General features: G+C 62.3%; 27 protein-coding genes. 26 read left to right on the forward strand and 1 reads right to left on the reverse strand.

Features of this window, described 5'->3' with window-relative positions; all coding sequences use genetic code 11:
- Window positions 1-10: 10 nt before the first annotated feature.
- From kdpC to VL15_RS28860, 11 genes are all read left to right on the forward strand, one after another.
- Window positions 11-721: a K(+)-transporting ATPase subunit C gene (gene kdpC, locus VL15_RS28815; protein ID WP_196319632.1), complete on the forward strand. Its 711-nt coding sequence runs from the start codon at window positions 11-13 to the stop codon at window positions 719-721.
- A gap of 47 nt (window positions 722-768) precedes the next feature.
- Entirely contained in the window at window positions 769-2,817 is a 2,049-nt protein-coding gene (gene kdpB / locus VL15_RS28820; RefSeq protein ID WP_048250096.1) for a potassium-transporting ATPase subunit KdpB, read from the forward strand.
- An 80-nt stretch (window positions 2,818-2,897) separates the two neighbouring features.
- On the forward strand, window positions 2,898-4,598 hold the full coding sequence (locus VL15_RS28825) for a DUF4118 domain-containing protein (RefSeq protein WP_048250097.1): 1,701 nt from the start codon (window positions 2,898-2,900) through the stop codon (window positions 4,596-4,598).
- Window positions 4,595-5,317, forward strand: coding sequence for a response regulator (locus VL15_RS28830; protein WP_048250098.1), 723 nt, complete (start codon window positions 4,595-4,597; stop codon window positions 5,315-5,317). The genes VL15_RS28825 and VL15_RS28830 overlap by 4 nt, the downstream gene beginning before the upstream one ends.
- 307 nt (window positions 5,318-5,624) lie before the next feature.
- Window positions 5,625-6,398, forward strand: coding sequence for an ABC transporter substrate-binding protein (locus tag VL15_RS28835; protein WP_048250099.1), 774 nt, complete (start codon window positions 5,625-5,627; stop codon window positions 6,396-6,398).
- A gap of 175 nt (window positions 6,399-6,573) precedes the next feature.
- The gene (locus tag VL15_RS28840; protein ID WP_048250100.1) at window positions 6,574-7,263 is read left to right on the forward strand and encodes an ABC transporter permease; all 690 of its coding nucleotides are present in this window, start codon (window positions 6,574-6,576) and stop codon (window positions 7,261-7,263) included.
- The gene (locus tag VL15_RS28845) at window positions 7,260-7,973 is read left to right on the forward strand and encodes an ABC transporter permease (protein ID WP_048250101.1); all 714 of its coding nucleotides are present in this window, start codon (window positions 7,260-7,262) and stop codon (window positions 7,971-7,973) included. The genes VL15_RS28840 and VL15_RS28845 overlap by 4 nt, the downstream gene beginning before the upstream one ends.
- A gap of 24 nt (window positions 7,974-7,997) precedes the next feature.
- A complete protein-coding gene (locus tag VL15_RS28850; protein ID WP_042973307.1) occupies window positions 7,998-8,765 on the forward strand; it encodes an ABC transporter ATP-binding protein in 768 nt (255 codons plus the stop codon).
- A gap of 86 nt (window positions 8,766-8,851) precedes the next feature.
- Complete coding sequence (locus VL15_RS28855; protein ID WP_048250102.1) at window positions 8,852-9,286, forward strand: cupin domain-containing protein; 435 nt, start codon at window positions 8,852-8,854, stop codon at window positions 9,284-9,286.
- 326 nt (window positions 9,287-9,612) lie between these two features.
- The gene (locus tag VL15_RS42835; RefSeq protein ID WP_164992092.1) at window positions 9,613-9,750 is read left to right on the forward strand and encodes an HHHH-motif protein; all 138 of its coding nucleotides are present in this window, start codon (window positions 9,613-9,615) and stop codon (window positions 9,748-9,750) included.
- Between the two features lie 62 nt (window positions 9,751-9,812).
- A complete protein-coding gene (locus tag VL15_RS28860) occupies window positions 9,813-10,277 on the forward strand; it encodes a DUF3761 domain-containing protein (protein WP_048250103.1) in 465 nt (154 codons plus the stop codon).
- Between the two features lie 107 nt (window positions 10,278-10,384).
- On the opposite strand, the gene VL15_RS28865 is transcribed toward VL15_RS28860, so the two are convergent.
- On the reverse strand, window positions 10,385-11,740 hold the full coding sequence (locus tag VL15_RS28865; RefSeq protein ID WP_048250104.1) for a polyhydroxyalkanoate depolymerase: 1,356 nt from the start codon (window positions 11,738-11,740) through the stop codon (window positions 10,385-10,387).
- Between the two features lie 289 nt (window positions 11,741-12,029).
- Between VL15_RS28865 and VL15_RS28870 the strand changes: the two genes are divergently transcribed.
- The 15 genes from VL15_RS28870 (at window position 12,030) to VL15_RS42215 (ending at window position 26,871) form a co-directional block, all read left to right on the forward strand.
- The gene (locus tag VL15_RS28870; RefSeq protein WP_048250105.1) at window positions 12,030-12,692 is read left to right on the forward strand and encodes a glutathione S-transferase family protein; all 663 of its coding nucleotides are present in this window, start codon (window positions 12,030-12,032) and stop codon (window positions 12,690-12,692) included.
- 196 nt (window positions 12,693-12,888) lie between these two features.
- Entirely contained in the window at window positions 12,889-13,266 is a 378-nt protein-coding gene (locus tag VL15_RS28875) for a hypothetical protein (protein ID WP_048250279.1), read from the forward strand.
- A 14-nt stretch (window positions 13,267-13,280) separates the two neighbouring features.
- Window positions 13,281-13,670: a hypothetical protein gene (locus VL15_RS28880; protein WP_048250106.1), complete on the forward strand. Its 390-nt coding sequence runs from the start codon at window positions 13,281-13,283 to the stop codon at window positions 13,668-13,670.
- 89 nt (window positions 13,671-13,759) lie between these two features.
- Complete coding sequence (locus tag VL15_RS28885; RefSeq protein ID WP_419188703.1) at window positions 13,760-14,188, forward strand: lytic transglycosylase domain-containing protein; 429 nt, start codon at window positions 13,760-13,762, stop codon at window positions 14,186-14,188.
- 274 nt (window positions 14,189-14,462) lie between these two features.
- Window positions 14,463-15,707, forward strand: a complete 1,245-nt coding sequence (locus VL15_RS28890) for a Crp/Fnr family transcriptional regulator (RefSeq protein WP_048250108.1) — start codon at window positions 14,463-14,465, stop codon at window positions 15,705-15,707.
- Window positions 15,708-15,720: 13 nt separating this feature from the next.
- Window positions 15,721-16,485, forward strand: coding sequence for a flagellar motor protein (locus VL15_RS28895; RefSeq protein WP_048250109.1), 765 nt, complete (start codon window positions 15,721-15,723; stop codon window positions 16,483-16,485).
- Window positions 16,486-16,524: 39 nt separating this feature from the next.
- A complete protein-coding gene (locus tag VL15_RS28900) occupies window positions 16,525-17,184 on the forward strand; it encodes an OmpA/MotB family protein (RefSeq protein ID WP_048250110.1) in 660 nt (219 codons plus the stop codon).
- Between the two features lie 158 nt (window positions 17,185-17,342).
- Entirely contained in the window at window positions 17,343-19,205 is a 1,863-nt protein-coding gene (locus VL15_RS28905; protein ID WP_048250111.1) for a methyl-accepting chemotaxis protein, read from the forward strand.
- 104 nt (window positions 19,206-19,309) lie between these two features.
- Window positions 19,310-19,639: a hypothetical protein gene (locus VL15_RS42840; protein ID WP_196319634.1), complete on the forward strand. Its 330-nt coding sequence runs from the start codon at window positions 19,310-19,312 to the stop codon at window positions 19,637-19,639.
- Window positions 19,640-19,658: 19 nt separating this feature from the next.
- Window positions 19,659-20,051, forward strand: coding sequence for a hypothetical protein (locus VL15_RS42845; protein ID WP_196319635.1), 393 nt, complete (start codon window positions 19,659-19,661; stop codon window positions 20,049-20,051).
- An 89-nt stretch (window positions 20,052-20,140) separates the two neighbouring features.
- Window positions 20,141-21,550, forward strand: coding sequence for a DUF2130 domain-containing protein (locus tag VL15_RS28915; RefSeq protein WP_048250112.1), 1,410 nt, complete (start codon window positions 20,141-20,143; stop codon window positions 21,548-21,550).
- Window positions 21,551-21,619: 69 nt separating this feature from the next.
- Window positions 21,620-21,910, forward strand: a complete 291-nt coding sequence (locus VL15_RS40765; protein ID WP_080970985.1) for a hypothetical protein — start codon at window positions 21,620-21,622, stop codon at window positions 21,908-21,910.
- Window positions 21,911-22,462: 552 nt separating this feature from the next.
- Window positions 22,463-25,369 (forward strand): KAP family P-loop NTPase fold protein, encoded by a 2,907-nt coding sequence (locus VL15_RS40770; protein WP_080970986.1) that lies wholly within the window; start codon window positions 22,463-22,465, stop codon window positions 25,367-25,369.
- 213 nt (window positions 25,370-25,582) lie between these two features.
- The gene (locus tag VL15_RS40775; protein ID WP_230684553.1) at window positions 25,583-26,140 is read left to right on the forward strand and encodes a hypothetical protein; all 558 of its coding nucleotides are present in this window, start codon (window positions 25,583-25,585) and stop codon (window positions 26,138-26,140) included.
- A gap of 56 nt (window positions 26,141-26,196) precedes the next feature.
- Window positions 26,197-26,871 (forward strand): hypothetical protein, encoded by a 675-nt coding sequence (locus VL15_RS42215; protein ID WP_155420316.1) that lies wholly within the window; start codon window positions 26,197-26,199, stop codon window positions 26,869-26,871.
- Window positions 26,872-26,978 lie beyond the last annotated feature (107 nt).

Raw genomic sequence — 26,978 nt, forward strand, 5'->3', positions numbered from 1 at the left:
GGGAAACATCATGATGCAAGGCAATCGCCAGGCAGCGGCCGTCGCCGCGCCGGCACCCGGTTCTTCGTTCGGCGCGGCGACGCGCGGCCTCGTGCGGCCCGTGATCGCATCGTCGGTGCTGTTCATGCTCGTCACCGGCATCGCGTATACGCTGCTCACCACGGGCGTCGCGAACGTGCTGTTCCCGTCGCAGGCACGCGGCAGTCTCGTCCAGCGCGACGGCACGACGATCGGCTCGGCGGTGATCGGGCAGCACTTCACGCGCGCCGGTTACTTCCATTCGCGGCCGAGCGCGACGACCGGCACCGATCCGGCCGATTCGTCGAAGACGGTCGACCAGCCGTACAACGCGGCCGGCAGCGGCGCGAGCAACCAGGGCGCGACCAGCAAGAAGCTGCTCGCGGATATCGCGCAGCGCGTGCGGGCGTACCGGCAGGAGAACGGGCTCGCCGCCGGCACGCCGGTGCCGGCGGATGCCGTCACCGCGTCCGCGTCGGGGCTCGATCCCGAGATCTCGGTCGCGAACGCGCGGCTGCAGGCGACGCGGGTCGCGCAGGCGCGCGGCGTCGATGCCGCGCAGGTCGCGGCACTGGTCGACCGGATCGCCGTGCCGCGCCAGCTCGGCGTGCTCGGCGAACCGCGCGTGCGCGTGCTCGACCTGAATCTCGCACTCGATCGCACATTCGGCCACGCGGCCGGCGCGCGGCAAGCGCAGCAATAACGGAGTCACTCATGTCTCATATCGAAAGCCCGATCCACCAGGCAGCCATGCCGATCGGCAGCGTGCCGTCGATGCGCTGGACGGCCGTGCTGCGCGAGGCGTTCCGCAAGCTCGCGCCGCGGGTGCAGCTGAAGAACCCGGTGATGTTCGTCGTTTATCTCGGCAGCATCATTACGACCGCGCTGTGGCTGCAGGCGCTGACCGGCACCGGCGACGCGCCGGCCGGCTTCATCTTCGCGGTCGCGTGCTGGCTGTGGTTCACCGTGCTGTTCGCGAACGCGGCCGAGGCGCTGGCCGAAGGGCGCGGCAAGGCGCAGGCCGATGCGCTGCGCGCGGCGCGCAAGCGCGTGTATGCGAAGGTGCTCGACGAGCCGAAGCAGTTCGGCAGCACGAGCCATCGCGTACCGAGCGACGAGCTCGCAGCCGGCAGCATCGTGCTCGTCGAAGCCGGCGACACGATTCCGGCCGACGGCGAAGTGATCGACGGCGTCGCATCGGTCGACGAATCGGCGATCACCGGCGAATCCGCGCCGGTGATTCGCGAGTCGGGCGGCGATTTCTCGTCGGTGACGGGCGGCACGCGCGTGCTGTCCGACTGGATCATCGTGAAGATCACCGCGCAACCCGGCGAAGCGTTTCTCGACCGGATGATCGCGATGGTCGAAGGCGCGAAACGCGGCAAGACGCCGACCGAGGTCGCGCTGACGATCCTGCTCGTTGCGCTGACAATCATCTTCCTGCTCGTCTGCGTGACGCTGCTGCCGTTCTCGCAATTCAGCGTGCTGCTGAACGCGTCGGGCTCGGCCGTGAGCCTGACCGTGCTGATCGCGCTGCTGGTTTGCCTGATCCCGACGACGATCGGCGCGCTGCTGTCGGCGATCGGCATCGCGGGGATGAGCCGCATGATGCGCGCGAACGTGCTTGCGACGTCGGGCCGCGCGATCGAGGCGGCCGGCGACGTCGACGTGCTGCTGCTCGACAAGACCGGCACGATCACGCTCGGCAACCGCGAGGCCGTGCAGTTCCGGCCGGCGCCCGGCGTGGACGAGCGTGCGCTGGCCGAGGCCGCGCAACTGTCGTCGCTGGCCGACGAGACGCCCGAGGGGCGCTCGATCGTCGCGCTTGCGAAGCAGCGCTTCGCGCTGGACGTGAGGGCGGTCGACGGCAGCATCGCGGTGCCGTTCAGCGCACGCACGCGGATGAGCGGCCTCGATATCGGCGAGCGGCAGGTGCGCAAGGGCGCGGCGTCCGCGATCCGCGCGCACGTCGATGCGCTCGGCGGCGTGTTCCCGCAGGCGGTCGAGACGGCCGTCAACGATATCGCGCGGCGCGGCGGCACGCCGCTCGTCGTCGCCGATGGCTCCAGGGTGCTCGGCGCGATCGAGCTGAAGGACATCGTCAAGCACGGGATTGCCGCGCGCTTCGCCGAGCTGCGCAAGGTCGGCGTGAAGACGGTGATGATCACCGGCGACAACCGGCTGACCGCGGCCGCGATCGCGGCGGAAGCCGGCGTCGACGACTACCTGGCCGAAGCAACGCCCGAAGACAAGCTGCGGCTGATCCGCGAGCACCAGGCGAAGGGCCATCTCGTCGCGATGACGGGCGACGGCACCAACGACGCGCCCGCACTGGCACAGGCCGACGTGGCCGTCGCGATGCACAGCGGCACGCAGGCGGCGAAGGAAGCGGCCAACATGGTCGACCTCGACAGCAACCCGACCAAGCTGATGCAGGTCGTCGAGGTCGGCAAGCAGATGATCATGACGCGCGGCGCGCTGACCACGTTCAGCGTCGCCAACGATCTCGCGAAGTATTTCGCGATCATCCCGGCCGCGTTCGTCGCGACGTATCCGGCGCTCGGCGCGCTGAACGTGATGGGCTTGCACAGCCCGACGTCGGCGATCCTGTCGGCGGTGATCTTCAATGCGCTGATCATCGTCGCGCTGATTCCGCTCGCGCTGAAGGGCGTGAAATATCGGGCGGAGCCGGCCGAGAAGCTGCTGTGGCGCAACCTGCTGATCTACGGCGTCGGCGGGATCGTCGCACCGTTCATCGGCATCAAGCTGATCGACATGCTGTTGACGCCGTTTATCTGACCGAACGCGCCGTCGCGGCCCCGTTCACGCCCTCGCGGCGTGCACGGGGCCGTTCGGCGTTTCAATTGCCGGAAGCGATCATGGATGTGAACGTGAACGAAGCGAATCGACGGGCAACGGGGCTGCGGGATACCGCCGCCCGCCACCGCGAGGCCGGCGCACACCGAGAGCGCTGGCGGATCGTGCTGCGCGCATGCGCAGGCATGGCCGACCGCATCGCGGGCGCCGGGCCCGACACGCGGCCGGCGCTGGCCGTGCGCGAAGCGCGCCCGCGCGCGCACGTGTGGGTGTCGCAGTACGCGGTGCCGCTGCTGTTGGCCACGCTCGTTTGCGCGCTGGCGACGCTCGCGGCAAGCGCGCTGCTGCGTGTATTCGATCTGTCGAACGTCGTGATGCTGTTCCTGATGACGGTGGTGCTGATCGCGCTGCGGCTCGGCAGGCTGGCCGGCGCGTGGGCCGCGTTCGTCTGCGTCGGCTGCTTCGATTTCTTCTTCGTCGAGCCGAGGCTGTCGTTCGCGGTGTCCGATACGCAGTACGTGTTCACGTTCGCGCTGATGCTGGCCGTCGCGCTCGCGATCGGCCAGCTCGCGGCGCGTCTGCGCGCGGAGGCACGCGCCGCGCGCGCGAACGAGAAACGCTCGGCCGCGCTCGCGCGGGTCGCACATGATCTGTCGGCCGCGATCGAGACCGAGCAGATCGCGTCGATCTGCACCGGCACGATCGCGCCGCTGCTCGGCGTGCGCGTCGCGCTGGTGCTGCCCGATGCGGACGACCGGCTGGCGCCCGTGCCCGGCGCGTGGTTCGTCGATCTGTCGGCCGCGCACTGGACATACGAGCAGGCGCGCAGTGCCGGGTGCGGGATGCCGCCGTTCGAGCGCGCGGCCGCGCAGTACCTGCCGCTGAAGGCGCCGATGCGCGTGCGCGGCGTGCTCGTGCTGTTCGGCGACGCGCAGCCGGTGCCGACGGACCCCGACGATCGCCGCCTGATCGACGCGCTGTGCTCGTCGATCGCGATGGCGCTCGAACGCGTGCACTACGTCGGCGTCGCGCAGCACACGCTCGTCCGGATCGAAGGCGAGCGGTTGCGCAACGCGCTGCTGGCCGCCGTGTCGCACGACCTGAAGACGCCGCTGACCGCGATCCGCGGGCTGGCCGAGACGCTGGAGCGGCCCGAGCGTCTGGCCGACGGGCAGCCGGCGGCGCTCGCGCACGGCATTCGCAACCAGGCCGAGGCGCTGCACGGGCTCGTCGTGAACCTGCTCGACCTCGCACGGATGCAGAGCGAAGGCGTGCGGCTGAATCGCGAGTGGCACATGCTCGACGAGATCGTCGGCAGCGCGCTCGCGCATTCGGCCGGCGTGCTGGCCGGCCGCGACGTGAGTGCCGACTTGCCGGCCGACCTGCCGCTGATCGACGTCGATGCGCTGCTGATCGAGCGCGTGCTGATGAACCTGCTCGATAACGCCGCGAAATACGCGGGTGCGGACGCGGTCGTGGCGGTGCGCGCGCGCGTGTTCGGCGAAACGCTCTACGTGTTCGTCGAGGACGACGGGCCCGGCTTCGTCGCACGCAACACCGAGCCGCTGTTCGAGCCGTTCGAGCGCGAACGCAAGGAATCGTCGATCAGCGGCGTGGGGCTCGGGCTCGCGCTGTGCCGCAGCATCGTCAACGCGCACGGCGGCTCGATCCGCGCGGTGCCGCTCGATCCGCACGGCGCGCGGTTCGAGATTCGCCTGCCATTGGGCGCGCCGCCCGACATCGAACACGAGAGCCGCACATGATCAGATCGAGGGTACTTATCGTCGAGGACGAATCGGACATCCGCCGTTTCGTGCGGATGGCGCTGGAACAGGAAGGGCTCGACACCTGCGAGGCGTCGACGGCCCGCGAGGCGCGGATGTATGCGACGAGCAGCAAGCCCGATCTCGTGATCGTCGATCTCGGGCTGCCGGACGACGACGGCAAGACGTTCATCCGCGAACTGCGCGAGTGGTCGACGGTGCCCGTGATCGTGCTGTCGGCGCGGCAGCAGGAAGTGGAGAAGGTCGCGGCGCTCGACGCGGGCGCGGACGACTACCTCCCGAAGCCGTTCGGCGTGCCCGAGCTGCTGGCGCGGGCACGTGCGCAGTTGCGGCGCGCGGCGTTCGTGTCGGCCGACGGGCAAGCGTCGTCGGTCGTGCGCTTCGGCGACGTGACCGTCGATCTCGGCCGGCACGAAGTCGTCCGCGGCGGCGCGCCCGTCCACCTGACACGCCTCGAATTCCGGCTGCTCGCCGCGCTGATCCGCGCGCGCGGTGGCGTGATCGCCGCGCGGCAACTGCTGGCCGAGGTCTGGGGCATCCACGACGCGGATCGTGCGCACTACGTGCGCGTGTACATGACGAACCTGCGGCAGAAACTCGAACCCGTGCCGGCGCGTCCGCGACACCTGCTGACGGAACTGCAGTTCGGCTACCGGCTGGTCGGGCTGGAAACGGTCGGCGCGACCCGCGAAGTATAGACAGGTGCCACGTGCCGTTCGGCCGCGCCTGTAGGCATCGAGAAAGTCTTAATTCAGCCTCGTGTAATGCGTAATTAATTGAAATATAAGGATATTCTCGACGCGCGGCTAAAACCTGCAGACATAGAGATAAACACGGATTGCTGGCGATGCCTCCGAAAAGGCAAAGTTGTATGTACAACTTCGGATGTCGCCAAAAGGGGCGATTTCCGGGTTGGAAGGGTTCGCGGCGGGGTCGCCGTGCCGGCAGCGCCGGCGCGGGCCGCCCGACGGGGCCCTTGCCCAGTTCGCCTCTGACAGGAACGCCATGAAGAAACTCGCGCTCAGTATTGCCCTTGCCTGCATCGCGGTCGGTGCCCACGCCAAGGATTGGTCGACGATCCGGTTCGGCGTCGACGCCAGCTACCCGCCGTTCGAATCGAAGGACGCAAGCGGCAAGGTCGTCGGCTTCGACGTCGATCTCGGCAACGAGATCTGCGCCCGCCTGAAGGCGAAATGCGTGTGGGTCGAAAACGACTTCGACGGGATGATCCCGGCGCTGAAGGCCAAGAAGTTCGACGGCGTGCTGTCGTCGATGTCGATGACGCCGGCGCGCGCCGAGCAGATCGCGTTCTCCGACAAGCTGTTCAACACGCCGACGCGTCTCGTCGCGAAGAAGGGCGCAAACCTGCAGCCGACGGCCGAATCGCTGAAGGGCAAGTCGGTCGGCGTCGAGCAGGGCACCATCCAGGAAACCTACGCGAAGGCGTACTGGGCGCCGAAGGGCGTGCAGGTCGTGCCTTACCAGAACCAGGACGGCGTATACCAGGATCTGACGTCCGGCCGCCTCGACGCGGCGCTGCAAGACGCGGTGCAGGCCGACATCGGTTTCCTGAAGACGCCGCGCGGCGCGAACTTCGAATATGCCGGCAAGGACATCGACGATCCGAAGACGCTCGGCAACGGCGCCGGCATCGGGCTGCGCAAGGACGACGCCGACCTGAAGGCGAAGATCGACCACGCGATCGCCGACATCATCAAGGACGGCACGTACAAGAAGCTCGAGAAGAAGTACTTCGCGTTCGACGTCTACGGCGGCTGACCGACCATGCGGCGCGCATCGGCTGCGGTGCGCGCCGCGTCTGTTACCGGGCGCCGCCCGCGTCACGGGATGCGTCGGGCTTGATGAGCAGGTTGCATCAGGTAGTGCGTAGAAATCGTTTGATGCGCGGGTAATGGCTATTGACAATCCAGCCACATCGTTCTGGATCCCTTATATGATCTTCCAAGGATTTGGCCCGCTGCTGTGGGCCGGCACGGTCGAGACCGTGAAGCTCGCGGTGCTGTCGCTCGCCGCGTCGCTCGTGCTGGGCCTCGTCGGCGCGAGCGCGAAACTGTCGACGAACCGCATGCTCAAGGCGATCGGCACCTTCTACACGACGCTGATCCGCGCGGTGCCGGATCTCGTGCTGATGCTGCTGCTGTTCTACGGGATCCAGATCCTGCTGAACAACTTCACCGACATGCTCGGCTGGGACCAGATCGACATCGACCCGTTCGTGGCCGGCGTCATCACGCTCGGCTTCATCTACGGCGCGTACTTCACCGAAACATTCCGCGGCGCGTTCCTCGCGGTGCCGCGCGGCCAGCTCGAAGCAGGCTTCGCGTACGGGATGAGCGGCTGGCGCGTGTTCCGCCGCATCCTGTTCCCGCAGATGATGCGCTTCGCGCTGCCCGGCATCGGCAACAACTGGCAGGTGCTCGTGAAAGCCACCGCGCTCGTGTCGATCATCGGCCTCGCCGACGTCGTCAAGGCGTCGCAGGACGCGGGCAAGAGCACGCTCGATTTCTTCTTCTTCACGCTGGCTGCAGGCGCGATCTACCTCGCGATCACGACGGTGTCGAACGTCGTGCTGCATCACCTCGAGAAGCGTTATTCCGTCGGCGTCCGGAGGCTCGCACTGTGATCGAACTCGTCAGCCAGTACTGGCAAAGCTATCTCTACACCGACGGCTACCGCTTCAGCGGCCTCGCGATCACGCTGTGGCTGCTGGTCGTGTCGATCGCGCTGGGCTTCGCGCTCGCCGTGCCGCTCGCGATCGCGCGCGCATCGTCGAACCGCTGGATCTCGGGCCCGGTGTGGCTCTATACGTACGTGTTCCGCGGCACGCCGCTCTATGTGCAACTGCTGATGTGCTACACGGGCATCTACAGCCTGCAGGTCGTGCACAACCACGTGCTGCTCGACACGTTCTTCCGCAACGCGATGAACTGCACGCTGCTCGCGTTCGTGCTGAACGAATGCGCGTATGCAACGGAGATCTTCGCGGGCGCGATCAAGTCGACGTCGGCCGGCGAGATCGAGGCCGGTCAAGCCTACGGGATGTCGCGTTTCAAGCTCTATACGCGGATCATCCTGCCTTCCGCGCTGCGCCGCTCGCTGCCGAGCTACAGCAACGAAGTGATCCTGATGCTGCACGCGACGACGCTCGCGTTCACCGCGACCGTGCCCGACATCCTGAAGGTCACGCGCGACGTCAATTCGGCCACGTACATGTCGTTCCAGGCCTACGGCATCGCGGCCGTGCTGTACGCCGCCGTCGTGTTCACGCTCATCTGGGTGTTCCGCAAGCTCGAGACGCGCTGGCTCGCGTATCTCTCGCCGCGCAGCCATTAACGCATTCGCAAGGAAGGACCAAGCATGTACAAGCTCACCGTTGACAACCTGCACAAGAAGTTCGGCGACAACGAGGTGTTGAAGGGCGTGTCGATGAAGGCGAAGGCCGGCGACGTGATCAGCATCATCGGCTCGAGCGGCTCCGGCAAGAGCACGTTCCTGCGCTGCATCAACTTCCTCGAGCAGCCGTGCTCGGGGCAGATCACGATCGGCAGCGAGCCGATCCAGACCACGCGCGACCGCAACGGCTCGCTGCGCGTGGCCGACCAGAAGCAGCTGCAGCGGATGCGCACGAAGCTGTCGATGGTGTTCCAGCACTTCAACCTGTGGGCGCACATGACGGTGCTCGAGAACGTGATCGAGGCGCCGATGGCCGTGCTCGGGATCGGCAAGGATGAAGCGATCGCACGGGCGCGCAAGTATCTGGAGAAGGTCGGGCTGGCGCCGCGCGTCGAGGGCATGTATCCGTCGCACCTGTCGGGCGGCCAGCAGCAGCGTGTCGCGATCGCGCGTGCGCTCGCGATGGAGCCGGAAGTGATGCTGTTCGACGAGCCGACGTCGGCGCTCGATCCGGAGCTGGTCGGCGAAGTGCTGAAGGTGATGCAGAAGCTCGCCGAGGAAGGGCGTACGATGGTCGTCGTCACGCATGAGATGGGCTTCGCGCGCAACGTGTCGAACCACGTGATCTTCCTGCATCAGGGGAAGATCGAGGAGGAAGGGAATCCGCAGGAGATTCTCGTGAATCCGAAGAGCGAACGGCTCGGGCAGTTTTTGTCGGGGCGGTTGAAGTAAGTCGGCAGCGTTGCGGCCGTCGGTCCGTCCTTGCTGGAACGCTAAATGCTTGTCACGCGTGATCCTTTCGATGAAGGAGCATCGCGATGAGCACGCCGACGACCACCCATTTTTGCCATGTGAAGCCGCAGGACACCGCGTATCAAGGCGAAGGCCTGCGCGACTTCTTCCTGTATCGAGATCTCGGCATCGCCGCCGCGACGAACGGCAAGGTCGTCGCGCAGCTCGTCAGGGCGAATCATGCACCGGCGGCGGGCACCGGCTGGCACCGTCACGAGGCCGAGTTCCATATCGTGATCATGCTGAAGGGTTGGGCGCGCTTCATGTACGGCGAGCAGGAAACGCTGGTGTCCGCCGGCGACTGCGTGCATCAGGCGCCGGGGATCGTTCACTACCTGTTCGATTACTCGCCGGACATGGAGTATCTGGAGATCGTCGGGCCGGCCGATTTCAAGTCGATCGACGTCGACGGGCCGTGCGCAGTGCCCGCGCCGACGCCGTGGGGAGAGACGGGGGCGTAGCCGCCGGTCGATTCTGTCTGCGCGTCATGCGCATGCTCGTGACAAACCGCCTTCGGGCGGTTTTTTCTTGGGTCTTTTCGCGGCGCACGCTGCCGGCTCCGGTAACAACGACCGACTTCAACGCACGAGCGCTTCATTCGAATTCCGAAGGGTTTCAGTCGTGAAAGCTTCGAAAGCATGCGAGGCGTTTTTGTCAGCTTCGCGTGACGATTTGTTACGCGCTGTCAAAGATCGTCAATTCGGCGCAAGTGCGTGCACGAGGTGTCGACGACCGGCGTTAAGGAGGTACCAGCCGGATCACCGGCTGCCCTACCCAGGAGAATGTCATGACCCGCATCGCGAAGATCCTGACCGCGACGGCCGTTGCCTGCGTCGTCCTCGTGCCGACGCTTGCCGAAGCCCATTCGCACCGCGTGTGCCATTACGATCACCACCACCATCGCGTGTGCCGCTGGGTGCGGTAACCGGGATATCCCTCGGGTACGCCCGAGACGCTTTCACCATTCAGGCAAATCAGGAGAGGACTATGAAAAAGACGATGTTGATCGCCGCGCTGGTCGCAGGCATGGGTATGTCGCTCGGTGCGTTCGCGCAGGTTCCGGCCAGCGCGCCGGCCGGTACGACCGGTTTGTGCAAGGACGGTTCGTTCTACTCGGGCGCGTCGAAGAAGGGCGCATGCGCCGGCCACAAGGGCGTGAAGACCTGGTACGGCGCATCGGCTGCTGCAGCCGCCAGCGCGCCGGCCGCGATGGCGACGGCGGCTTCCGCAGCCGCTGCGTCGGGTGCCGCACCCGCGAAGAGCGCGCCTGCGACGACCGCAGCTGCGGCGCCGGGCGGCGGTCCGGGCAAGGTGTGGGCTAACGACAGCACGAAGGTCTACCACTGCTCGACCGACAAGTACTACGGCAAGACGAAGCACGGCAGCTACATGTCGGAAGCGGATGCGAAGGCGAAGGGCTACCACGCATCGCACGGCAAGGCCTGCTCGTAACACGGGCCGGACGCGCGAGGTCCTTTCTTCGCGCGTCGCCTGAAGGCTGTCGTTTATCTCGCCCCGCCATCACGGCGGGGCGATTTTTTTTGCGCCGCTGCACGGGTTCAGTGGGCGTGATGCGGTCGTGTTTCGGCCGCTGCATCGGGCCCGGTTGCGCGCGCATCGAGCAGCGCACGCAGCGTGACATAGTGCGTGCCGTTCGCGTTGCCGTCCGCATCCGCCGTGCGATCGTACGGCTCGTTGTCGTGGATCGTCGCGCGTACGATCGGATAGATCTGCGTTTCCCAGCGACTGCCGTTGAACACGCCGTAGTGGCCCGCGCCCGTCTGCACGTGGTGGGTCTTCAGATACGGCGGCAACCCCGAACACAGCTCCTGCGCGGCCACTGTCTGGCCGACCGCGCAGATATCGTCCTTCTCGCCTTCGATCGTCAATAGCGCGGTGCGATGAATCGCCGCCGGTTCGACGAGCGTGTCGCCGACCGTCAGCTCGCCGCGCGCGAGCGCGTATTGCTGGAAGACCTTCTCGACCGTTTCCAGATAGAACTCCGCGGTGAGATCGGCCGTCGCGAAGTATTCGTCGTAGAAGTGCCGCAGCGTGTCTGCCTTCGTCGGGTCGCCTTTCGCGCGCTCGTAATACAGGTCGGCGAACGATGCCGCGTGCCGGTCGGGGTTCATCGACATGAACGCGCCCACCTGCACGAAGCCCGGATACACGCACCGCTGCGCCCCGACGAAGCCCGCCGGCACGACGCTGATCAGGTTTTGCGCGAACCATTCGATCGGCTGGCTCGTGGCGAGCGCGTTGACCTTCGTCGGATTCACGCGGCAGTCGATCGGGCCAGCCATCAGCGTCAGGCTCGCGGGCTGCGCCGGATCGCCGCCGGCCGCCATCAGTGCGACCGCCGCGAGCGCGGCGACGGTCGGCTGGCAGATCGCGAGCACATGTGCGTCCGGGCCGATATGGCGGATGAAATCGATCACGTGCACGACGTATTCGTCGAAGCCGAAGCGTCCGGCCGTCAGCGGAATGTCGCGCGGGTTGTGCCAGTCGGTGATGTACACGTCATGGTCGGCGAGCATCGTGTGCACCGTGCCGCGCAGCAGCGTCGCGAAATGCCCGGACATCGGCGCGACGATCAGCACGCGCGGCTGGCGCGCGACCGGGTGCGCCTTGCGGAAATGCAGCAGCGTGGCGAATGGCGTGACCGCCGCGGCTTCCTCGACGATCGGCACCGTTTCGCCGTCGACGACGATCGACGTGATGCCGAACGGCGGCCTTCGATGCGAGAACGCGCAGCATTCGAGCAGTTCGCACAGCGCGTCGAGCATGCGGCCCGTCGGGGTCGACGTCGCAGGCGGCCACAGCGACATCGTCGCGCGTGTGGTGGCGGCCCATGCACGCGCCGGGCGCAGGCATTCTGCAGACCATTGGTAAAACGGATAGGCAAGCAGATTCATGACCTTCGCTCGTTGCGCTGCGTTGCATTGAACGAGGCAAGCCGTGTGCCAGCACGCGGCTGGCACGCGCGTTGCACGCGGTAAGGGAACGCTGTGGCGCAGGTGGCACGCGACGACGGCTGGCCGGGGGCGATGCATTGCCGTACCGGTTCGGCGCGCGATGCGTGCCGCGACATCGTGCGGCGCTGCGCCAGTTCGGCGAATCTGCCGCACAGGTGTGGTGCGGGTGACGTCGCGCGGCGTCCGTTATCGGTGCAGGGGTACGAACGGCATTCAGCAGAGGAGCGACATGGAATCCACCGGACAGACGACGCTGACCATCAGCAGCCGCAATTACTCGTCGTGGTCGATGCGCGGCTGGCTGCTCGCGAAGCTGAGCGGGCTCGCATTCGACACGGTCAGCGTGCCGATCGACGCCGCGTCGCGCGCGGAGTTGTTGCTGCTGTCGCCGTCGATTCTCGTGCCGTGCCTGACACACGACGGCAACGCGGTGTGGGACACGCTCGCGATCGCCGAATACCTGAACGAAATCCGGCCGCAGGCGCGGCTGCTGCCTGACGATCGGCATGCGCGCGCGCATTGCAGGTCGATCTGCGGCGAGATGCATTCCGGGTTCAGCGCATTGCGATCCGCGCTGCCGATGAACCTGCGCGCGCATTTCCCCGGCTTCCGGATCTGGTCGCGCGCGCAGCACGACATCCAGCGGATCGTGACGATCTGGCACGAGTGCCTGGCCGCGTACGGCGGGCCCTGGCTGTTCGGCGCGGAGATCGGTATCGCCGACGCGATGTATGCGCCGGTCGTCACGCGCTTCCTGACCTACGACGTGAAGCTCGAACCGGAGATCGCCGAGTACTGCATGCGCGTGCTTGCGCATCCGTTCGTCGCGGAGTGGATCGACGCGGCGAAGGCGGAGCAGGAAGACATCGACGAACTCGACATGGAGTTCTGACGCGCCGGATCACGTGCGGCGCGTTCAACGATCGGACGAATGGCGTCTGATCATGGGGCGCTTAAATCGGAGGAATCGACGCGCGTCGTGAGGTCTCGTGCGGCGGGCTTCGCGCGCGATCGGGGTAAACATCGCGGACGCGTTGCCGATAACGCAGGTCCAGTGCCCGCGAGAGAATCACGTGAAACCGTTCTTCATGCTTGTCAGTGCCGCTGCGTTGGTCATGTCGGCCGGCTGCGCCCAACTTCAATCCGGACGTCAGGACGCGAATGCGCGCAACGATGTGCCCACTGCGTCGACGCCGCTCGTCGATTTCGTCATACCTGCCGATGCGCTTGGCGCACGCGATCCCCAACTGACCGCATTGCTGGCGAAAGTCGGCGCGCTGGCGTCGAAGCAGACGCAGCCGATGACGATTCGCGTGGCCGCGCTTCCGCAGGATTTCGGCTACCTGAACCAGTCGCTCCGGCGCGGCATCGCGACGCCGCGTGGCGCGTCGGTGCGCGTCGAGAACGTCGCGGCCGGGAGTTGCCGGCCGTACAGCGTGCAAGTCGCACCGACCCAGACCCAGTGACAGGAGATATCACGATGCGACGACTGTCGATCTGTGCGGCCATGCTCGTGTGCGGCACCGCGTTTGCGGCGCCACCCGGAGACGGTGCGCCGTTTGCCCCTGCCGCCTCCAATCAGGTGTTTCCGCCGCTGCCGCCGTACGCGTCGCTGCCGCCGGGGGCGGGCGGTGACGACGAAGCGCAGGCACCCGCGCCGGCGACGGCGGGCGGGCGTCACACGAAGAAGCAGCGCCACGCGCTGCCCGTGAAGAAGGCGCCGGAATTTCAGGTGCGTCTCGTCGTGACCGACGAGTCGCGTGCGGCGCTCGCCGCCGAGGACAAGAAGCTCGACGACGCGCTCGCGAAAAGCGCGCACGAGCGGCGTACGACGGGGGCCGGCACAGCTGCGCTGGCGATGACGCAATGAAGCGGCAGGATCGAAGCGACGGATACGTGACGACCCGGACGCGGATGGTCTCGATGCGGGCAGGTTGCGCGTCATGGCTGTGGTTCGCGATGTTGCTGACCGCGCTGTACATTGCGCCGGTGCGTGCCGACGACGCCGTACCCGGCAGCGCCTGCTTCGAGCGTGCAGCCGGCTACCAGGGCGTCAACCCGCAGATCCTGCGCGCGATCGCCTGGTACGAATCGAAGGGCAATCCCGCCGCCGTGCATCGCAACGCGGATGGCAGCATCGACGTCGGCCAGACCCAGATCAACTCGGTGCACTTCGGCGAGTTGCGCCGCTACGGTGTGCCGCCGGGCGCGTTGAAGGATACGTGCGTGAACATCTACGTCGCCGCGTGGATGCTGAAGCGCAAGATGGTCCGTTACGGGAACACCTGGCAGGCGATCGGTGCGTATCACTCGGAAACGCCGCGCTTGCGGGACGAGTACGCGCGAAACATCCATGCGGTGCTCGTGTCGTGGGGCGTGCACGAGTGAGCCGCGCGCGTTCGTGTGCGTTGAAGGCTGGAAGTAAGGATCGCCGCGGGCGTGGGCGATCCGCCGGACATGCGGTGGTTTGTCGTTTTCCCTGATGCATCGCGTCGTATCCGCCGCGCAAACGTTTCGCTGCCGATGACGTGTCCGCAGCCCAGGCGATGACGTTAAAGAACCCCCCAGCTCGTGTCGTAAACGGGAGCACGGGGAACGGCGATGATCGCGCATGAAGCGCGGCGCAGCCGGACAAAAAAGTCAGCGCAGCAGGGGAATCGACTTGAATCGTCAGCAATCGTGGACGCGTACGGCGGCGCCAGGAGAAATCATTTACGCCGAGGGTTTCGCGGGTGAGCCCGTGATCTTTCTGATCACCGACGGCAAGGTCGAGCTGTCCACGCGATGCGAAGACAAGCGCGTCATCGTCGCGACGCTCGGCCGTGGCGAGTTCTTCGGGGAATCGGCCTTGCTCGCCGCCGAGCCGCGTGCGCATACCGCGAAGGCGCTTTCATTCTGTCAGCTCACGGTCGTGCCGGCCGGCATGCTCGACGATGAAATCGAGCGCGTGTCGGCGCTGCTGCGCCATATCGTGCGGACCATGATCCGGCGCGTGAAGCGCAAGGACGACCAGCTCGCGACCTATACGCATGCTGACTTCATGCCGGGCGTGCTGTCGTATGCGCATGTGCTCGCGCTGATGGCCGGCGCCGATGTGCGCGAATCCGGCGATTCGTGGGCACGTCGGCCGATGCAGGCCCATGCGGCCGAGACCTCGGTGCCGCTCGCGGAAGTGATCCGCAAGTGCCGCGCGATTGCCGGCCATTCGCGGCCGCACGTGCTCGCGATGCTGCGACGCATGGAGAAGCTCAACCTCGTCACGATCGAATCCGCGCAGGCCGACCTGGCCGGCGGTGCATCCGACTATGCGGCTTCATCGGATGCGCGCCAGGTCGTCACGTTCGATGCCGCGCGCGTGATCGACCGCGCGCAGCAGGTTGCCGATCACGATCTCGACGTGTCGATCAACAGCGAACTCGAACTCATCGAGCTGGCCGATCTCGAATCGCTGATCGGCGTCGAGAAGACGTTGTTGCTCAACAAGCTGTCCAACGGCGAGATTGCCGAAGAGGTGTTCGCGTTCCGCAAATCGAAGGTGCTCAGCTACGTCGAGCAAAAGGGCGTCGCATACTTCTCGCGGCGCAACGCGCGTCGCGGCGGCGACGTGCGCGCGCTGGAGGATCTCGTGTGGGTCGACCAGCGCACGTTGTTCGACGTGATCAGCGGGTTTGATACGTACGATCTCGCGAAGCTGATCGCGAACCTCGACGATCGCGCGGTGGCCGACAAGCTGTTTTCCGTGATGACCGAGGCGCGGCGGAACGAGGTGTCGTGGGTGATGCGCCGCGAGCTCAAGCTCGATCCGATCGAGATCGAGGACATCGTGCGACGTGTGCTGGATGCCGTTCGTGCGGCCAAGGCACCTGCGACGGGCACCATGTCCGTCGCATCGGCATCGGATGCATGACACGGAGGCGCGTATGGATCTGTTGACCCTGGCCGGTGTGCTGCTCGGCGGCGCGGCGATCGTGTTCGGTTTTTCGCTGGAAGGCGGGCATTTCTCGATGCTGTTCCAGTTCGAAGCGCTCGTCATCGTGCTCGGCGGCACGCTCGGCGCGGTGATGATCCAGAACACCTGGGCACGCTTCTTCGATGCGGTGAAGCAGTTGCGGCTCGCGTTCGTGCGTGCGCGCGAGGTCGATCGCAAGAACCTGTCCGACCTGCTCGAATGGGGCGACCGCGCGAAACTCGACGGGTTGCTCGCGTTCGAATCGATGGACGTCAGCGGCATTCATCCGTTCGCGCGCCGCGGGCTCGAGTTGCTGGCCAATGGCGTGTCGACCGCCGTGCTCGAGGATGCGTTGCAGCGCGAACTCGACGCGTACGAGCGCAGCCGCCTGGCCGCCGTTCGTGTGTGGCAGCAGGCCGGCGGATATGCGCCGACGTTCGGCATTCTCGGCTCGGTGCTCGGGCTCGTGCAGGTGACGAGCCATATTCTCGAACCCGCGCAGCTTGGGCCGGGTATTGCGGTCGCGTTCGTCGCGACGCTGTACGGGCTGGCGTTCGCGAACCTCGTGTTCCTGCCGCTCTACGGCAAGCTGCGCGCGCAGATCGATAGCGAGCTGCGGTTCCGCAAGCTGTATCTCGACGGCTTGCTGGCGATTTCGCGCAAGGAGTCGCCGCATACGATCGAGACGCGCCTCACCGGCGACGTACGCGGGCGCGCGGCGGAATCGCTCGCGTGATGGGCTGCGTATGCGGTACGACGAACGGGGATCTTCGGCATGACAGCCCGAACTGACGGCGCGACCACCGCCGACCGCGACGACGATGAACTCGACGGCGCGCAGTCGGGACGCTGGCTGATTTCGTACGCGGATCTCATCACGACGCTGATGGTGCTGTTTCTCGCGCTGTATGTGCTCCAGCTTGCGAAATACAACGCGCTCGACGCGCGATATCAGACGCTTGCGCGGCACGCCGGTGGTGCTGCGAGTAGTGCCGTGCCGGAACGCGCACCGGCCTGGCTCGCGTTGCTCGATTCGTTGAAGACCAACGGCCGGATATCGCTGGTGAAAGCGCCGCACGGTGTCGAGATCGGCATCGACGCGAAGATCCTGTTCAACGTCGGCGATGCGCGCTTGCTGCCCGATGCATCGCCCGTGCTGAACCAGATCGCGCAGGCACTGAGCGCGCATGCGACGGGCGACATCCTCGTCGAAGGACACACGGACAGCGTGCCGATCGCGAACGCGAAATACGAATCGAACTGGGAGCTTTCGTCGGCGCGGGCGGGGATCGTCGTGCGCTACCTGACCGAACGCGGCGTGGCGCCGCACCGGCTCGCGGCGATCGGGCGGGCCGATACGCAGCCGCTCGTGACGGGCGCCGATGCCGCCGCGCGGGCGCGGAATCGGCGCGTGACGATCTTCGTTGCGTACTGATTTGTACTGATCCTGCGCGTATAGGCGGCCGCATATGCCCGCCTGTCAACGACATAACGAATCTCGCATGATCGATATCTGAAATCAGCGATGCGCTTCCGCGCGTGCATGCCGATATCCCAAACTGGCTCAGACCGAGCGGTTATCGAGGGTTCCCCATGCATTTCTGGCGCAAGCTTTCCATTCAGAACAAGCTGATTCTCAGCATGACGAGTTGCCTGCTCGTGTTCGTCGCGATTTCGAGCGGACTCAGCATCCGTCTGATCGGCAACGCGGTGCGCGACCGCGTCGTGCGCGAAGAGTTGCCGACGGCAGTGAACGGCATTCGCGCCGACGTGCAGCGGCAGATGGCCGGGCCGATCGCCGCGTCGCGTATTCTTGCACGCGATGCGTTCCTGCTGCAGTGGGAAGCCGACGGCGAACCTGATGCCGGCACGCGCAACTGGATCCAGCTGGCGAAGAACATCAAGGACGAGCAGAAGGCGGCGTCCGTGCAGTGGGTGTCCGTGAAGAGCGGCAACTACTACAACGAAGCCGGCCTGCAGCGGAAGGTCACCGACAAGGATCAATGGCTGACCGGCTTCCTGTCGTCCGGCAAGGCGTTCGACGTGAACATGGATCGCGAGGTAACGCTCGGCGGCTACATGATGTTCATCAACAGCCGTGTCGAAATCGACGGCGTGCCGATCGGCGCCGCCTGCATGAGCCTGTCCGTCGATGCGCTCGCGAAGGGCATTGCCGCTTACCGGATCGGCGAGACCGGGTTCGCGTATCTCGTGCGTCCCGACGGCGCGATCATGATGCATCGCGATACGTCGCTGATCGACGGCAAGCATTTCATGAAGGACCAGCCGGGCCTGCCGGGCGATGCGTCGTCGACGCTGCTCGCCGGCAAGCCGTATGCGTATCTGAGCTACAACGGCGACGGCGGCGCGCGCTTCATCGCGACGTCGTTCATTCCGGAGCTGAATGCGTATGTCGTCGTCGAGGTGCCGGAGGCGGAGCTGCTCGGGCCCGTGACGCGCGCGATCCGCAGCGCGGCGCTGGTCGCGGCGGTGGTGGGCCTCGGTGTCGCATTGCTCGTGATCTGGCTGGTCGGGCGCGCGATTGCCGCGCCGATCCGGCGTGCGGCGACGCTGCTGTCGGAGATCGCCAGCGGCCAGGGCGACCTGACGCGCCGCATGACGGTCGAGAGCCAGGACGAGATCGGGCAGTTGTCGGATGCGTTCAACCGTTTCGTGTCGTCGCTGTCGACGCTGGTTCACCGGATTCGCGCGGCGTCCGCGTCGATCGCGACCGGCTCGGCGCAGATCGCGTCGGGGAATGCGGATCTGAGCGAACGCACCGAAGGGCAGTCGAGCAACCTGGAGCGCACGGCTTCGTCGATGGAAGAGATTACGGCCGTGGTGCGGAACAACACCGAGACGGCGACGACCGCCGCGAAGATGATCAACGGCGCGTCGGATACGGCGGCGCGCGGCGGGCAGGTGGTGGGCGAAGTGGTGAGCACGATGGAGCAGATCAGCAACGCGTCGCAGCGGATCTCCGAGATCATCGTGATGATCGACAGTATTTCGTTTCAGACGAACATTCTTGCGTTGAATGCGGCGGTGGAAGCGGCGCGAGCGGGGGAGCAGGGGCGCGGGTTTGCTGTCGTTGCTTCGGAGGTGCGGAATCTGGCGCAGCGTAGCGCGCAGGCGGCGAAGGAGATCAAGGCGCTGATCGAGCACAGCGCGGGCACGGTGAATACCGGGTCGCGGTTGGTTAGTGAGGCGGGGAAGGTGATGAGTGATGTCGTCTCGCAGGTTCAAGGCGTCAGCGCGATGATGAGCGAGATTGCCGAGGCGAGCCTGGAGCAGAGTGCCGGGATCGATCAGATTGGGGATGCGGTGCAGTCTTTGGATCAGATGACGCAGCAGAATGCGGCTTTGGTCGAAGAAAGCGCGGCAGCGGCGGCGAGTTTGAAACAGCAGGCGGCGGAATTGACAAAACTGGTGTCGGCTTTCAAGGTGGATGAATAAAGTCTGTTTGGCGATTTAGAATGAGGCGTTTCTGAGGGACGGCTGCCGTGGGGTCACGGCAGCCGTTTTGCATTCGGGATTGGTTTCGGGGACGTCATATAAGAATGAAAAGCATTTCCAAACTGAAAGTCGGGGCGGTTGTGCTCCTGACTCTGGTTGCTGTTGTCGGGGCGAAGGTGGTTGCGTCGCCGACGGATTCTTATCTCGCGGATCGGAAGAAGGCTGCCGAGGCAGTGAGTGCGGCTCGGATGGAAGATCGGGCGGATTTAGACAAGAAATACACCGTCGAGTTGAATGCGAAGCTGGTAAAGCTTGTGGGGACTGTCAAGGCGAAAGGGTTTTCCGGGAAGGTGGGGAGTAGCGTTCAGAGCGTTATCGCCGATGACGGGATGACGCCGGGGGGGAGCGGACGGGCTGCTCTTCAAGTCGGATGACGGGAAGAAGAGTTTTCTTGTGACAATTGTTCCACTTTTGAAGACTTGGGTGGGGACTGTGGATGCGGGGCTCAAGTCGACGGATGATATTGCCGTTATCTTCGATAACGAGATGTTTTATACCGACGTGTTCAGCGATGACGCCGCAGCGTTTCGGTTTGCCGAGTTGCCGGTGAGGCGGAAGCCGGCGGATGCGGTGGTGCAGGCATTGTTGCTTGGTGATAACCAGGATGGTGGGCCGAATACCTTGGTGGTCACGATCGAGCAGGTGGGGCGAGTCTATATCCTTTGGAGGGATGTGACGATTCCAGTCCTGAGCGTCTGGTCTATTAGTGGTTCTTGCCAGTCGAACATCGTCACGTCGTCTGTGACGGTTAAGGCTATGGCCAGAGTCCAGCTCGCAGAGAGTTAGTATGCTTACCGGACTGCGGTGCCTGAGGAAAAAAGAACCGTTCGCGAGATGCTCAAGCAGATTCTGATAATGGCGGGGGAAACGTAGACATGAATGAAATCATCTGCCCGCACTGCGGGAAGGCATTTAAGATCGACGAGGCTGGGTATGCGGACATATTGAAGCAAGTTCGCGATGGTGAATTCGAGAAGCAGTTGCACGAACGGCTCGAGTTTGCCGAGCAGGACAAGCGGAATGCCGTCGAACTAGCCCAAACGAAGGCCGCCAACGAATTACAGATGGCCGCCGTAGCTAAAGATGCCGAGATCCAGGAACTGAGGTCCAGGCTCGATGCCGGAGAGGTTGCGCGACAGCTCGCTGTGACTGAGGCCCTTAGTACCGTAGAAAAAGAGCGTAATGCTCTTGCAAACGAGCTTGAGCAGACGAAGCACGCCATACAAGCAGCCACTGAGCTCGCTGAGGCGAGGCTTGCGAATGAACTGCAGAAAGCTGCGACCACGAAGGACGCTGAGATTCAAAGCCTAAAGGCTAAGCTCGACGCCATCGAAGTTGCGAAGAAACTTGAGATCACCGAGGCAGTCAGCTCGGTCGAGAAAGAGCGCGACGAACTGAAGAGTGGCCTCGAGCGAGCGAAGCTCGAGACGCAACTCGCAGAAAAGTCGCTCAAGGACAAGTACGAGACGCAGATCAAAGATCGTGATGATGCGATTGAGCGTCTCCGGGACATGAAGGCTCGCTTGTCAACCAAGATGGTTGGCGAAACCCTCGAGCAGCACTGCGAAACCGAGTTCAACCGTATTCGAGCGACGGCGTTTCCCAGAGCATATTTCGAGAAAGACAACGACGCGCGGACTGGTAGCAAGGGCGACTACATTTTTCGCGACTCGGATGACGCTGGTACTGAGATCGTCTCAATCATGTTCGAAATGAAGAACGAGAGCGATCGCACCGCGACGAAGAACAAGAATGAGGATTTCCTGAAGGAGCTTGACAAGGATCGTACTGAGAAGGGGTGCGAGTATGCGGTGCTGGTTTCCCTGCTAGAGCCCGACAGCGAACTGTACAACACGGGGATCGTGGACGTGTTCCATCGCTACCCGAAGATGTATGTTGTCCGACCGCAGTTTTTTCTTCCAATCATCACGCTTCTACGGAATGCCGCGATGAACTCGCTCAAGTACAAGTCGGAGCTGGCACTCGTCAAGGCACAGAACGTAGACATTACGAATTTCGAAACTGAACTTGAGGCGTTCAAGGCCGCATTCGGGAAAAACTATGATCTTGCCTCCAGGCGTTTCCAAACGGCAATCGATGAGATCGACAAGTCAATCGACCATCTGCAGAAGACGAAGGAGGCTCTACTCGGTACCGATCGGAATCTTCGTCTTGCGAATGACAAGGCGCAGGATGTGACGATCAAGAGATTGACTCGGGGCAACCCGACGATGGCAGCCAAGTTCGCTGATCTCAAGAATCATGATCCTTCTGATGCGGAATAAATTAGATCGGTCAGATTGGAGGGGAGAGAGATTTATATTCTACTGCGTATCTCATAGGAGTCTGTTGCGATGCTGAAAATACTCATTGATGCTATTCGTAACCGTGAAGTTTTGTCTTTCACATACGATGGATTCGCCCGAGTAGTAGAGCCGCATGCTGTGGGCGTGTCGACGGTCGGAAATAACGTCCTGCGCTGCTACCAAACGCAAGGTGGTCACGTCACCCCAGGTCACGAATGGGATCTTTGTAATATTGCAAAGATTTCCGACTTGAAAACTACTGGAGAACACTTCGTTGGTGAGCGGCCTGGGTATCGTCGAGGCGACAAACACATGGTCACTATCTTCGAGGAACTCTGATAAACCTAAACTGGTTACGACGGTGCCATGGAGATTTAACATTAAATTTCCCGGTTTTCACCGCAAAACTTACTGTATGTGGTCGCAGGTATTTATAAAACTTGGCCTGAAATGACTCTACCGACCAGGTTGAGTCGTTAGAGGGAAATGAAGCCTTGTGTCGAAATAATTCAAGAATTGGCACTCAACGGGGCAAGATGGCAGGCATGAATCGATCTAAGCTTGTGCGTATCACCTGCTGTGAAACAAACGCCAGTAGCGGCGACAGCCCGCCGACCTCGCGTAAGAGCGCCGCGCAACTCATAACCACGTGCTCGAATTAGCGGGTGCCTCCTAGCGGGGCTTCCGTTGACCGGCCGTTCATGCCGTATAACTAGCCGGACTATCGATGCCAAGTCGAAGGGCTGCAACGGGTTGCGGATTCAACCGGTCGACGCGCTCCCAAAAATCGTCGAAAATCTTTCGACAAGACAGTCGTAGCATTGTAGGTTGAATGTGGTAGATAAATGGTTGCTGAATTTCACCGCCAGACAATATTGAATCGGGGCAGGCATGGAAGCGCGCGATAGAATCGACACAAGGCTTGGTGAAACCGTAGTAGTGAAGTCGCTTGATTTACCTAAAGGCGATGCAGTCTTCCTTTCAATCGATGCTCACGGAACACCCGGTGCTCTGAATCAATACGTGCTGGAATCTTTCGGCCTTGGTCGAAAAAACCTTCCCACCACCGACGATCTGAGCGACGGATATTTCATAACGCCAGCTGGGCGAGCCCTGCTGTGCTATGTTGTGACGATCGACGGTCAGCCGCCTGCGCATTTGCTTGAACACAATTTCGAGAAATGTCTGCGAGATAGCCGTCTGCAGTCGCTACGTACATTATGGGTACCTCTGATGGGAACCGGGACTGCGCGGCTGCCCCTAGTTGAGAGTTTCCAGATCACGCTTAACGTGCTGATCCGGAATGGCTGGACAGACAGGCCAGGCACCTCGATCACGATTTCGACGCCTGGCCCGGAAGTTGATGATTTTGACGCTCTAACTGCGGCTATCTATGAACTGGTACCCTTGTCGTCGCTCGCTGACGAGGATTCAGAGGCACGGAATAAATGGAGCCCTTCACTCGCTGCCCAAGCCGTGCTCTCTGTTGCGCACGCGCTCGGCCGATCCAAGAATGAGCCCGCGCTAACATCTGAGTTGTTGCTATTCGCGCTTGCGGATGCAAAGCAAACTGATGCCTTTGCGCGTCTCGGTCGCGATCGCTCCGTCGGGGCCTTTGATGCCGCGATTCGAGACCTAGCAGGGGATCGCTACGAAGCGGCCTGGAAACAACTGTTCGGGAGCCATTGGAGCGCCCCCCAAAAGATCGAGGGTGGTCATTTCGCACGGACCACGAACAACGCTGGCACCATACTCGACCGTGCTGCGGAGCGCGCCAGAAGATCGAACCGCAAGCAATTCACTGTCGATGATCTTGTCCGTGCTTTGCTGGAAAGCACTGGCATCTTTATCGACTATTTGCGGGTGATGGGTATCGAACAAAATGCACTCCTCGAAGCCTATGAGGATGTGCTGAACGGGCAGGTTCTGATGAGCTTGCACAACGATACCGCGTCGATCCAAGATCGACTTGGATATGTTGCCTATGCACATGCGATCGCTTCGTTCCTCGAAAATCCAAGTACCCCTGCACCACTAAGTGTCAGCGTGCAAGCGCCCTGGGGTACGGGTAAATCATCGCTGATGCAGATGATCCGAGAACGTCTTGATCCGGAGCACGTCCGCGATGCGCATCGCCCCAAGGTCGGGGAGACAGCTGGTGGAGCGCTCAGTCTCGGCTCGGTTCTGCGGTTTCTTGAGCGAAAGGAGGACATTGGCCCCAATTTTCTGCACGACGCTTATACGAAAGCCGTACCTCAAAAAGAAGGGGCTGCAACACCACCGGTTCGCCCTAAGGGGCTGTTCACGGTTTGGTTTAATGCGTGGAAGTACGAATCTTGCGAACAGGTGTGGGCGGGTTTGGTCGATGCGATCGTATCTCAGATCAGCGATCGGCTCCCTGTCGTGCAGCGCGAAGCCTTTCTCCTCAGACTTCATCTTTCTCGAATCGATGATGGTGTTGTGCGGCGAAAGATTTACGATCGCATACTTACCATTTGGTGGACGAACGTTCGGCGTGCGCTCCTGGTGGGAGTCGGTGCCATCCTCTCTTTATTCGGCTTAGGGGCTGCTAAAACTGTATTCCCAGACCTCGGCCCACTAGCCACAAGCATCAGCAAAATGGGTTATTGGGGTGGTATTATCGGCCCGGTTCTTCTCTCGGTTTATCTCGCGTTTCGCTATTGGGCGACTCGCGAGAAAACTCACGAAGAACCAGCTGAACTCAGTTTGGCACCGTACCTTACCATGCCGGACTATGCCCAATCGGTAGGGGCGATTCATCAGATTCACGCTGACTTGAGACGGGTGCTCGCCGCAGCACCGAAGGAAGGCGTGGACACATTCACACCAATCGTAATTTTTATCGATGATCTCGATCGCTGTTCTCCAACTAAAATCGCAAGTGTAGTAGAGGGTGTAAGTATGCTACTGGCGAGTGATACTTACCGGTGCATGTTCGTGATCGGTATGGATCCGCAGATGGTTGCTGCCGCGCTCGAAAAGGCGCACGAGGAGATCCGCGAGAGGTTGCCTAGTTACGAGCGCGGTGTGCCGCTCGGTTGGCGTTTCATGGACAAGTTCGTCCAATTGCCATTTACGATCCCACCTCAGGCAAATCTCAATGAATATCTTAAATCGCTGGGTGCGGCGACGAGCTTCGTGTCCGTCGCCCCTACAGCCTCGTCCGTCGCCCTCTCGACGATTGACGACCAGCGTCCGCTTGAGGATGCCACCAATAAGCCTGGTGAGTTTGCGGATTCTGGCGAAGGTGATACACATCAGTCTGATCGAGAGGCAACTGCCGATCCGTCGAACGACAGTAGGGACGTCGGGCGCATCGTTCGCGAACTTGGACGCTATAGCGCGGGTAATCCCCGCGAGATTAAGCGCATGGTCAATCTGGCACGTCTCTACTTGGCTTTGCGTAACGAGCGGCGGCGTGTCGATCCCTTCTGGCGTGCCCCTTCGCTCGAACAGTATGCACGTTGGATCGCGCTCACGCTTCGCTGGCCCGACATGATGCGGTGGTTGCAATGGGGAGCAGACGAAGCGGTTTGGTCGGTTGAGGACAACAGTACCGCTCTCATTGTCCGCCGGCTTAAGGTACTTGAGGCCGCAGCAAGCGAAACTCATACTGTTGCTGGCTGGGCGGAATTGATTGAAGGTGAACTCCTTCTGGACAAGAACGATGCAGTCGAATGGCGCAAGGATCCGAAGCTGTTCGAGTTGTTTCGGAATTGCAGTCAATCGCCGCCGGGGCGCAGACTTTCAGCAGCCGCTGAAATTGGTTTTTGGTAATCCATTTTCGGCCATTGCCGCTGTTCGGCCTGTACGCGTCGGATGATTGCTTACCGGCTTACATCTGTTGCCTATCGATCGCGACTTACATGGACCTTTTGCAGCCACACCGCTTGAAGGGCTACTCTCAGCGAGAGGCGGACGGTCAGTGTTGATTCTCCAAGGCCGCCGCTTAAGCCTTCGGCTTTTCTACCTGGCTATGCCCACCCGTGCATGGCGGAAATTGAGCTGATCGAGAACGGGCGTTCGGGTCTGGTTGAGGTCGTAGCGTCAATTCGCCAAAACAAACGTTCAAATCTACAATTCTTACATTTTACTATCGTGTCAACCCGAAAACCAGAACAAGAACTAATCGATGCTTTTTTCACAGCCTTACAAACACACTCGGACAACGAACTCCGCATTGCGAAGTTGCAGAACAAGAACTGCAAGTCGAAGAGCTTTGCGGATCTTGAGTTTCAATCTGTAGCGGGGATTTGCTGGGTAATTGAGGCGAAAAGCCATAACTCATCTGATCGACACAATACCGTTCACAAGATCTTTGGGGAACTCCTGAAGGAAACAGGTCGTATCAATCGCGTTGGGTGCAAATATGCCGTACTTCTGCCAGAGGATGGCATTACGTTCTATAGCCGCGCATTTCAGTCAATTGACCGAGGTAAGTTCCTCGAATTCGGGGAACTTATCCCGGTGCATGCGGTATTTGCCTTCGGCTCGTCTGGCATTAGTCGGCTTACTTGGACGGACCTCTACGATGCACACCAGCCGTAACCCCCCCCATCAACTTGACACCCTACTGGTGGGTTGTCCCTTGCGAGCGCTAGGTCATGCAGCTCACACGTTCCTTGGACGATGCTCTTGACGATGATGGACTGGTTTACTGCCGTGAACTCTCCGAAGCTAACGGTCGCCTGTTCTACGGAGAAGAAGAAGTTTACGTTTCCCCCGAATGTAGAGGGATAACTGAATACTTACTTTCGGATATAACTCTTTGGAATGGAGCACGCCTTCGGGTTAACCGAGTGGATGTTAGATTGAAGCGTGCACCGATAATTGGTATCCCGTTCAGTCAGGCTCTTGCGAGAGCGTTGCTGTCTCATGGGCGAGTTCAGAAATCTATGTTTCACGTTCCAGACTGGACTCTCTATCAAGGAAAGGCCGTAGTTGCAACTCTCCTAGGTCACACGAAGGAACGTGATTCGTTCATAGAATTTCAAGGGTGGCAACTCCTTGATGTTTCTGACGAAACCTTCTATGTTCATGCTCAAATTGATAAGTCCCTTTCTTTTGTGTCCCACCTCGATGGTGCGACACAATTGCATACAGCCGAGGAACGTCAACAGATTTTGTCGCGGGGAGAGCGAGTTGATGGACGGCAGTACACAAAGCATTTTCGCTTTGATGGCCATCTGCCGATATCAACAGCAAAGGACCTACTGAATTTATATTTTCCTGTCCAACCATTGACCCAGGAATTTCTAAATGTCATCCGTGTAGCCTGACTTCTCGGTCGGTCTTGTGCGGGAACATCCCTATGCCCTTTGGCCAATCCCCCCCAACTCCCCATTTCTGAGATGCCAGCGCGACTACACTGGTCATGAAGCCTTGC

The sequence above is a fragment of the Burkholderia cepacia genome (genome assembly GCF_001039005.1).
Classification (GTDB): Bacteria; Pseudomonadota; Gammaproteobacteria; order Burkholderiales; family Burkholderiaceae; genus Burkholderia; species Burkholderia theae.

Bases quoted from the DNA above. Each gene is read 5' to 3' on its own strand.
- VL15_RS28830 (WP_048250098.1), top strand. From the start codon at position 4,595: ATGATCAGATCGAGGGTACTTATCGTCGAGGACGAATCGGACATCCGC.
- VL15_RS28825 (WP_048250097.1), top strand. From the start codon at position 2,898: ATGGATGTGAACGTGAACGAAGCGAATCGACGGGCAACGGGGCTGCGG.
- VL15_RS40765 (WP_080970985.1), top strand. From the start codon at position 21,620: ATGCTGAAAATACTCATTGATGCTATTCGTAACCGTGAAGTTTTGTCT.
- kdpC (WP_196319632.1), top strand. From the start codon at position 11: ATGATGCAAGGCAATCGCCAGGCAGCGGCCGTCGCCGCGCCGGCACCC.
- VL15_RS28840 (WP_048250100.1), top strand. From the start codon at position 6,574: ATGATCTTCCAAGGATTTGGCCCGCTGCTGTGGGCCGGCACGGTCGAG.
- VL15_RS28850 (WP_042973307.1), top strand. From the start codon at position 7,998: ATGTACAAGCTCACCGTTGACAACCTGCACAAGAAGTTCGGCGACAAC.
- VL15_RS40775 (WP_230684553.1), top strand. From the start codon at position 25,583: ATGGCGGAAATTGAGCTGATCGAGAACGGGCGTTCGGGTCTGGTTGAG.
- VL15_RS28875 (WP_048250279.1), top strand. From the start codon at position 12,889: ATGCTTGTCAGTGCCGCTGCGTTGGTCATGTCGGCCGGCTGCGCCCAA.
- VL15_RS28860 (WP_048250103.1), top strand. From the start codon at position 9,813: ATGAAAAAGACGATGTTGATCGCCGCGCTGGTCGCAGGCATGGGTATG.
- VL15_RS28865 (WP_048250104.1), bottom strand. From the start codon at position 11,740: ATGAATCTGCTTGCCTATCCGTTTTACCAATGGTCTGCAGAATGCCTG.
- VL15_RS42215 (WP_155420316.1), top strand. From the start codon at position 26,197: ATGCAGCTCACACGTTCCTTGGACGATGCTCTTGACGATGATGGACTG.
- VL15_RS42840 (WP_196319634.1), top strand. From the start codon at position 19,310: ATGAAAAGCATTTCCAAACTGAAAGTCGGGGCGGTTGTGCTCCTGACT.
- kdpB (WP_048250096.1), top strand. From the start codon at position 769: ATGCCGATCGGCAGCGTGCCGTCGATGCGCTGGACGGCCGTGCTGCGC.
- VL15_RS28880 (WP_048250106.1), top strand. From the start codon at position 13,281: ATGCGACGACTGTCGATCTGTGCGGCCATGCTCGTGTGCGGCACCGCG.
- VL15_RS28835 (WP_048250099.1), top strand. From the start codon at position 5,625: ATGAAGAAACTCGCGCTCAGTATTGCCCTTGCCTGCATCGCGGTCGGT.
- VL15_RS40770 (WP_080970986.1), top strand. From the start codon at position 22,463: ATGGAAGCGCGCGATAGAATCGACACAAGGCTTGGTGAAACCGTAGTA.
- VL15_RS28895 (WP_048250109.1), top strand. From the start codon at position 15,721: ATGGATCTGTTGACCCTGGCCGGTGTGCTGCTCGGCGGCGCGGCGATC.
- VL15_RS28870 (WP_048250105.1), top strand. From the start codon at position 12,030: ATGGAATCCACCGGACAGACGACGCTGACCATCAGCAGCCGCAATTAC.
- VL15_RS42835 (WP_164992092.1), top strand. From the start codon at position 9,613: ATGACCCGCATCGCGAAGATCCTGACCGCGACGGCCGTTGCCTGCGTC.
- VL15_RS28915 (WP_048250112.1), top strand. From the start codon at position 20,141: ATGAATGAAATCATCTGCCCGCACTGCGGGAAGGCATTTAAGATCGAC.
- VL15_RS28855 (WP_048250102.1), top strand. From the start codon at position 8,852: ATGAGCACGCCGACGACCACCCATTTTTGCCATGTGAAGCCGCAGGAC.
- VL15_RS28885 (WP_419188703.1), top strand. From the start codon at position 13,760: ATGTTGCTGACCGCGCTGTACATTGCGCCGGTGCGTGCCGACGACGCC.
- VL15_RS28905 (WP_048250111.1), top strand. From the start codon at position 17,343: ATGCATTTCTGGCGCAAGCTTTCCATTCAGAACAAGCTGATTCTCAGC.
- VL15_RS28900 (WP_048250110.1), top strand. From the start codon at position 16,525: ATGACAGCCCGAACTGACGGCGCGACCACCGCCGACCGCGACGACGAT.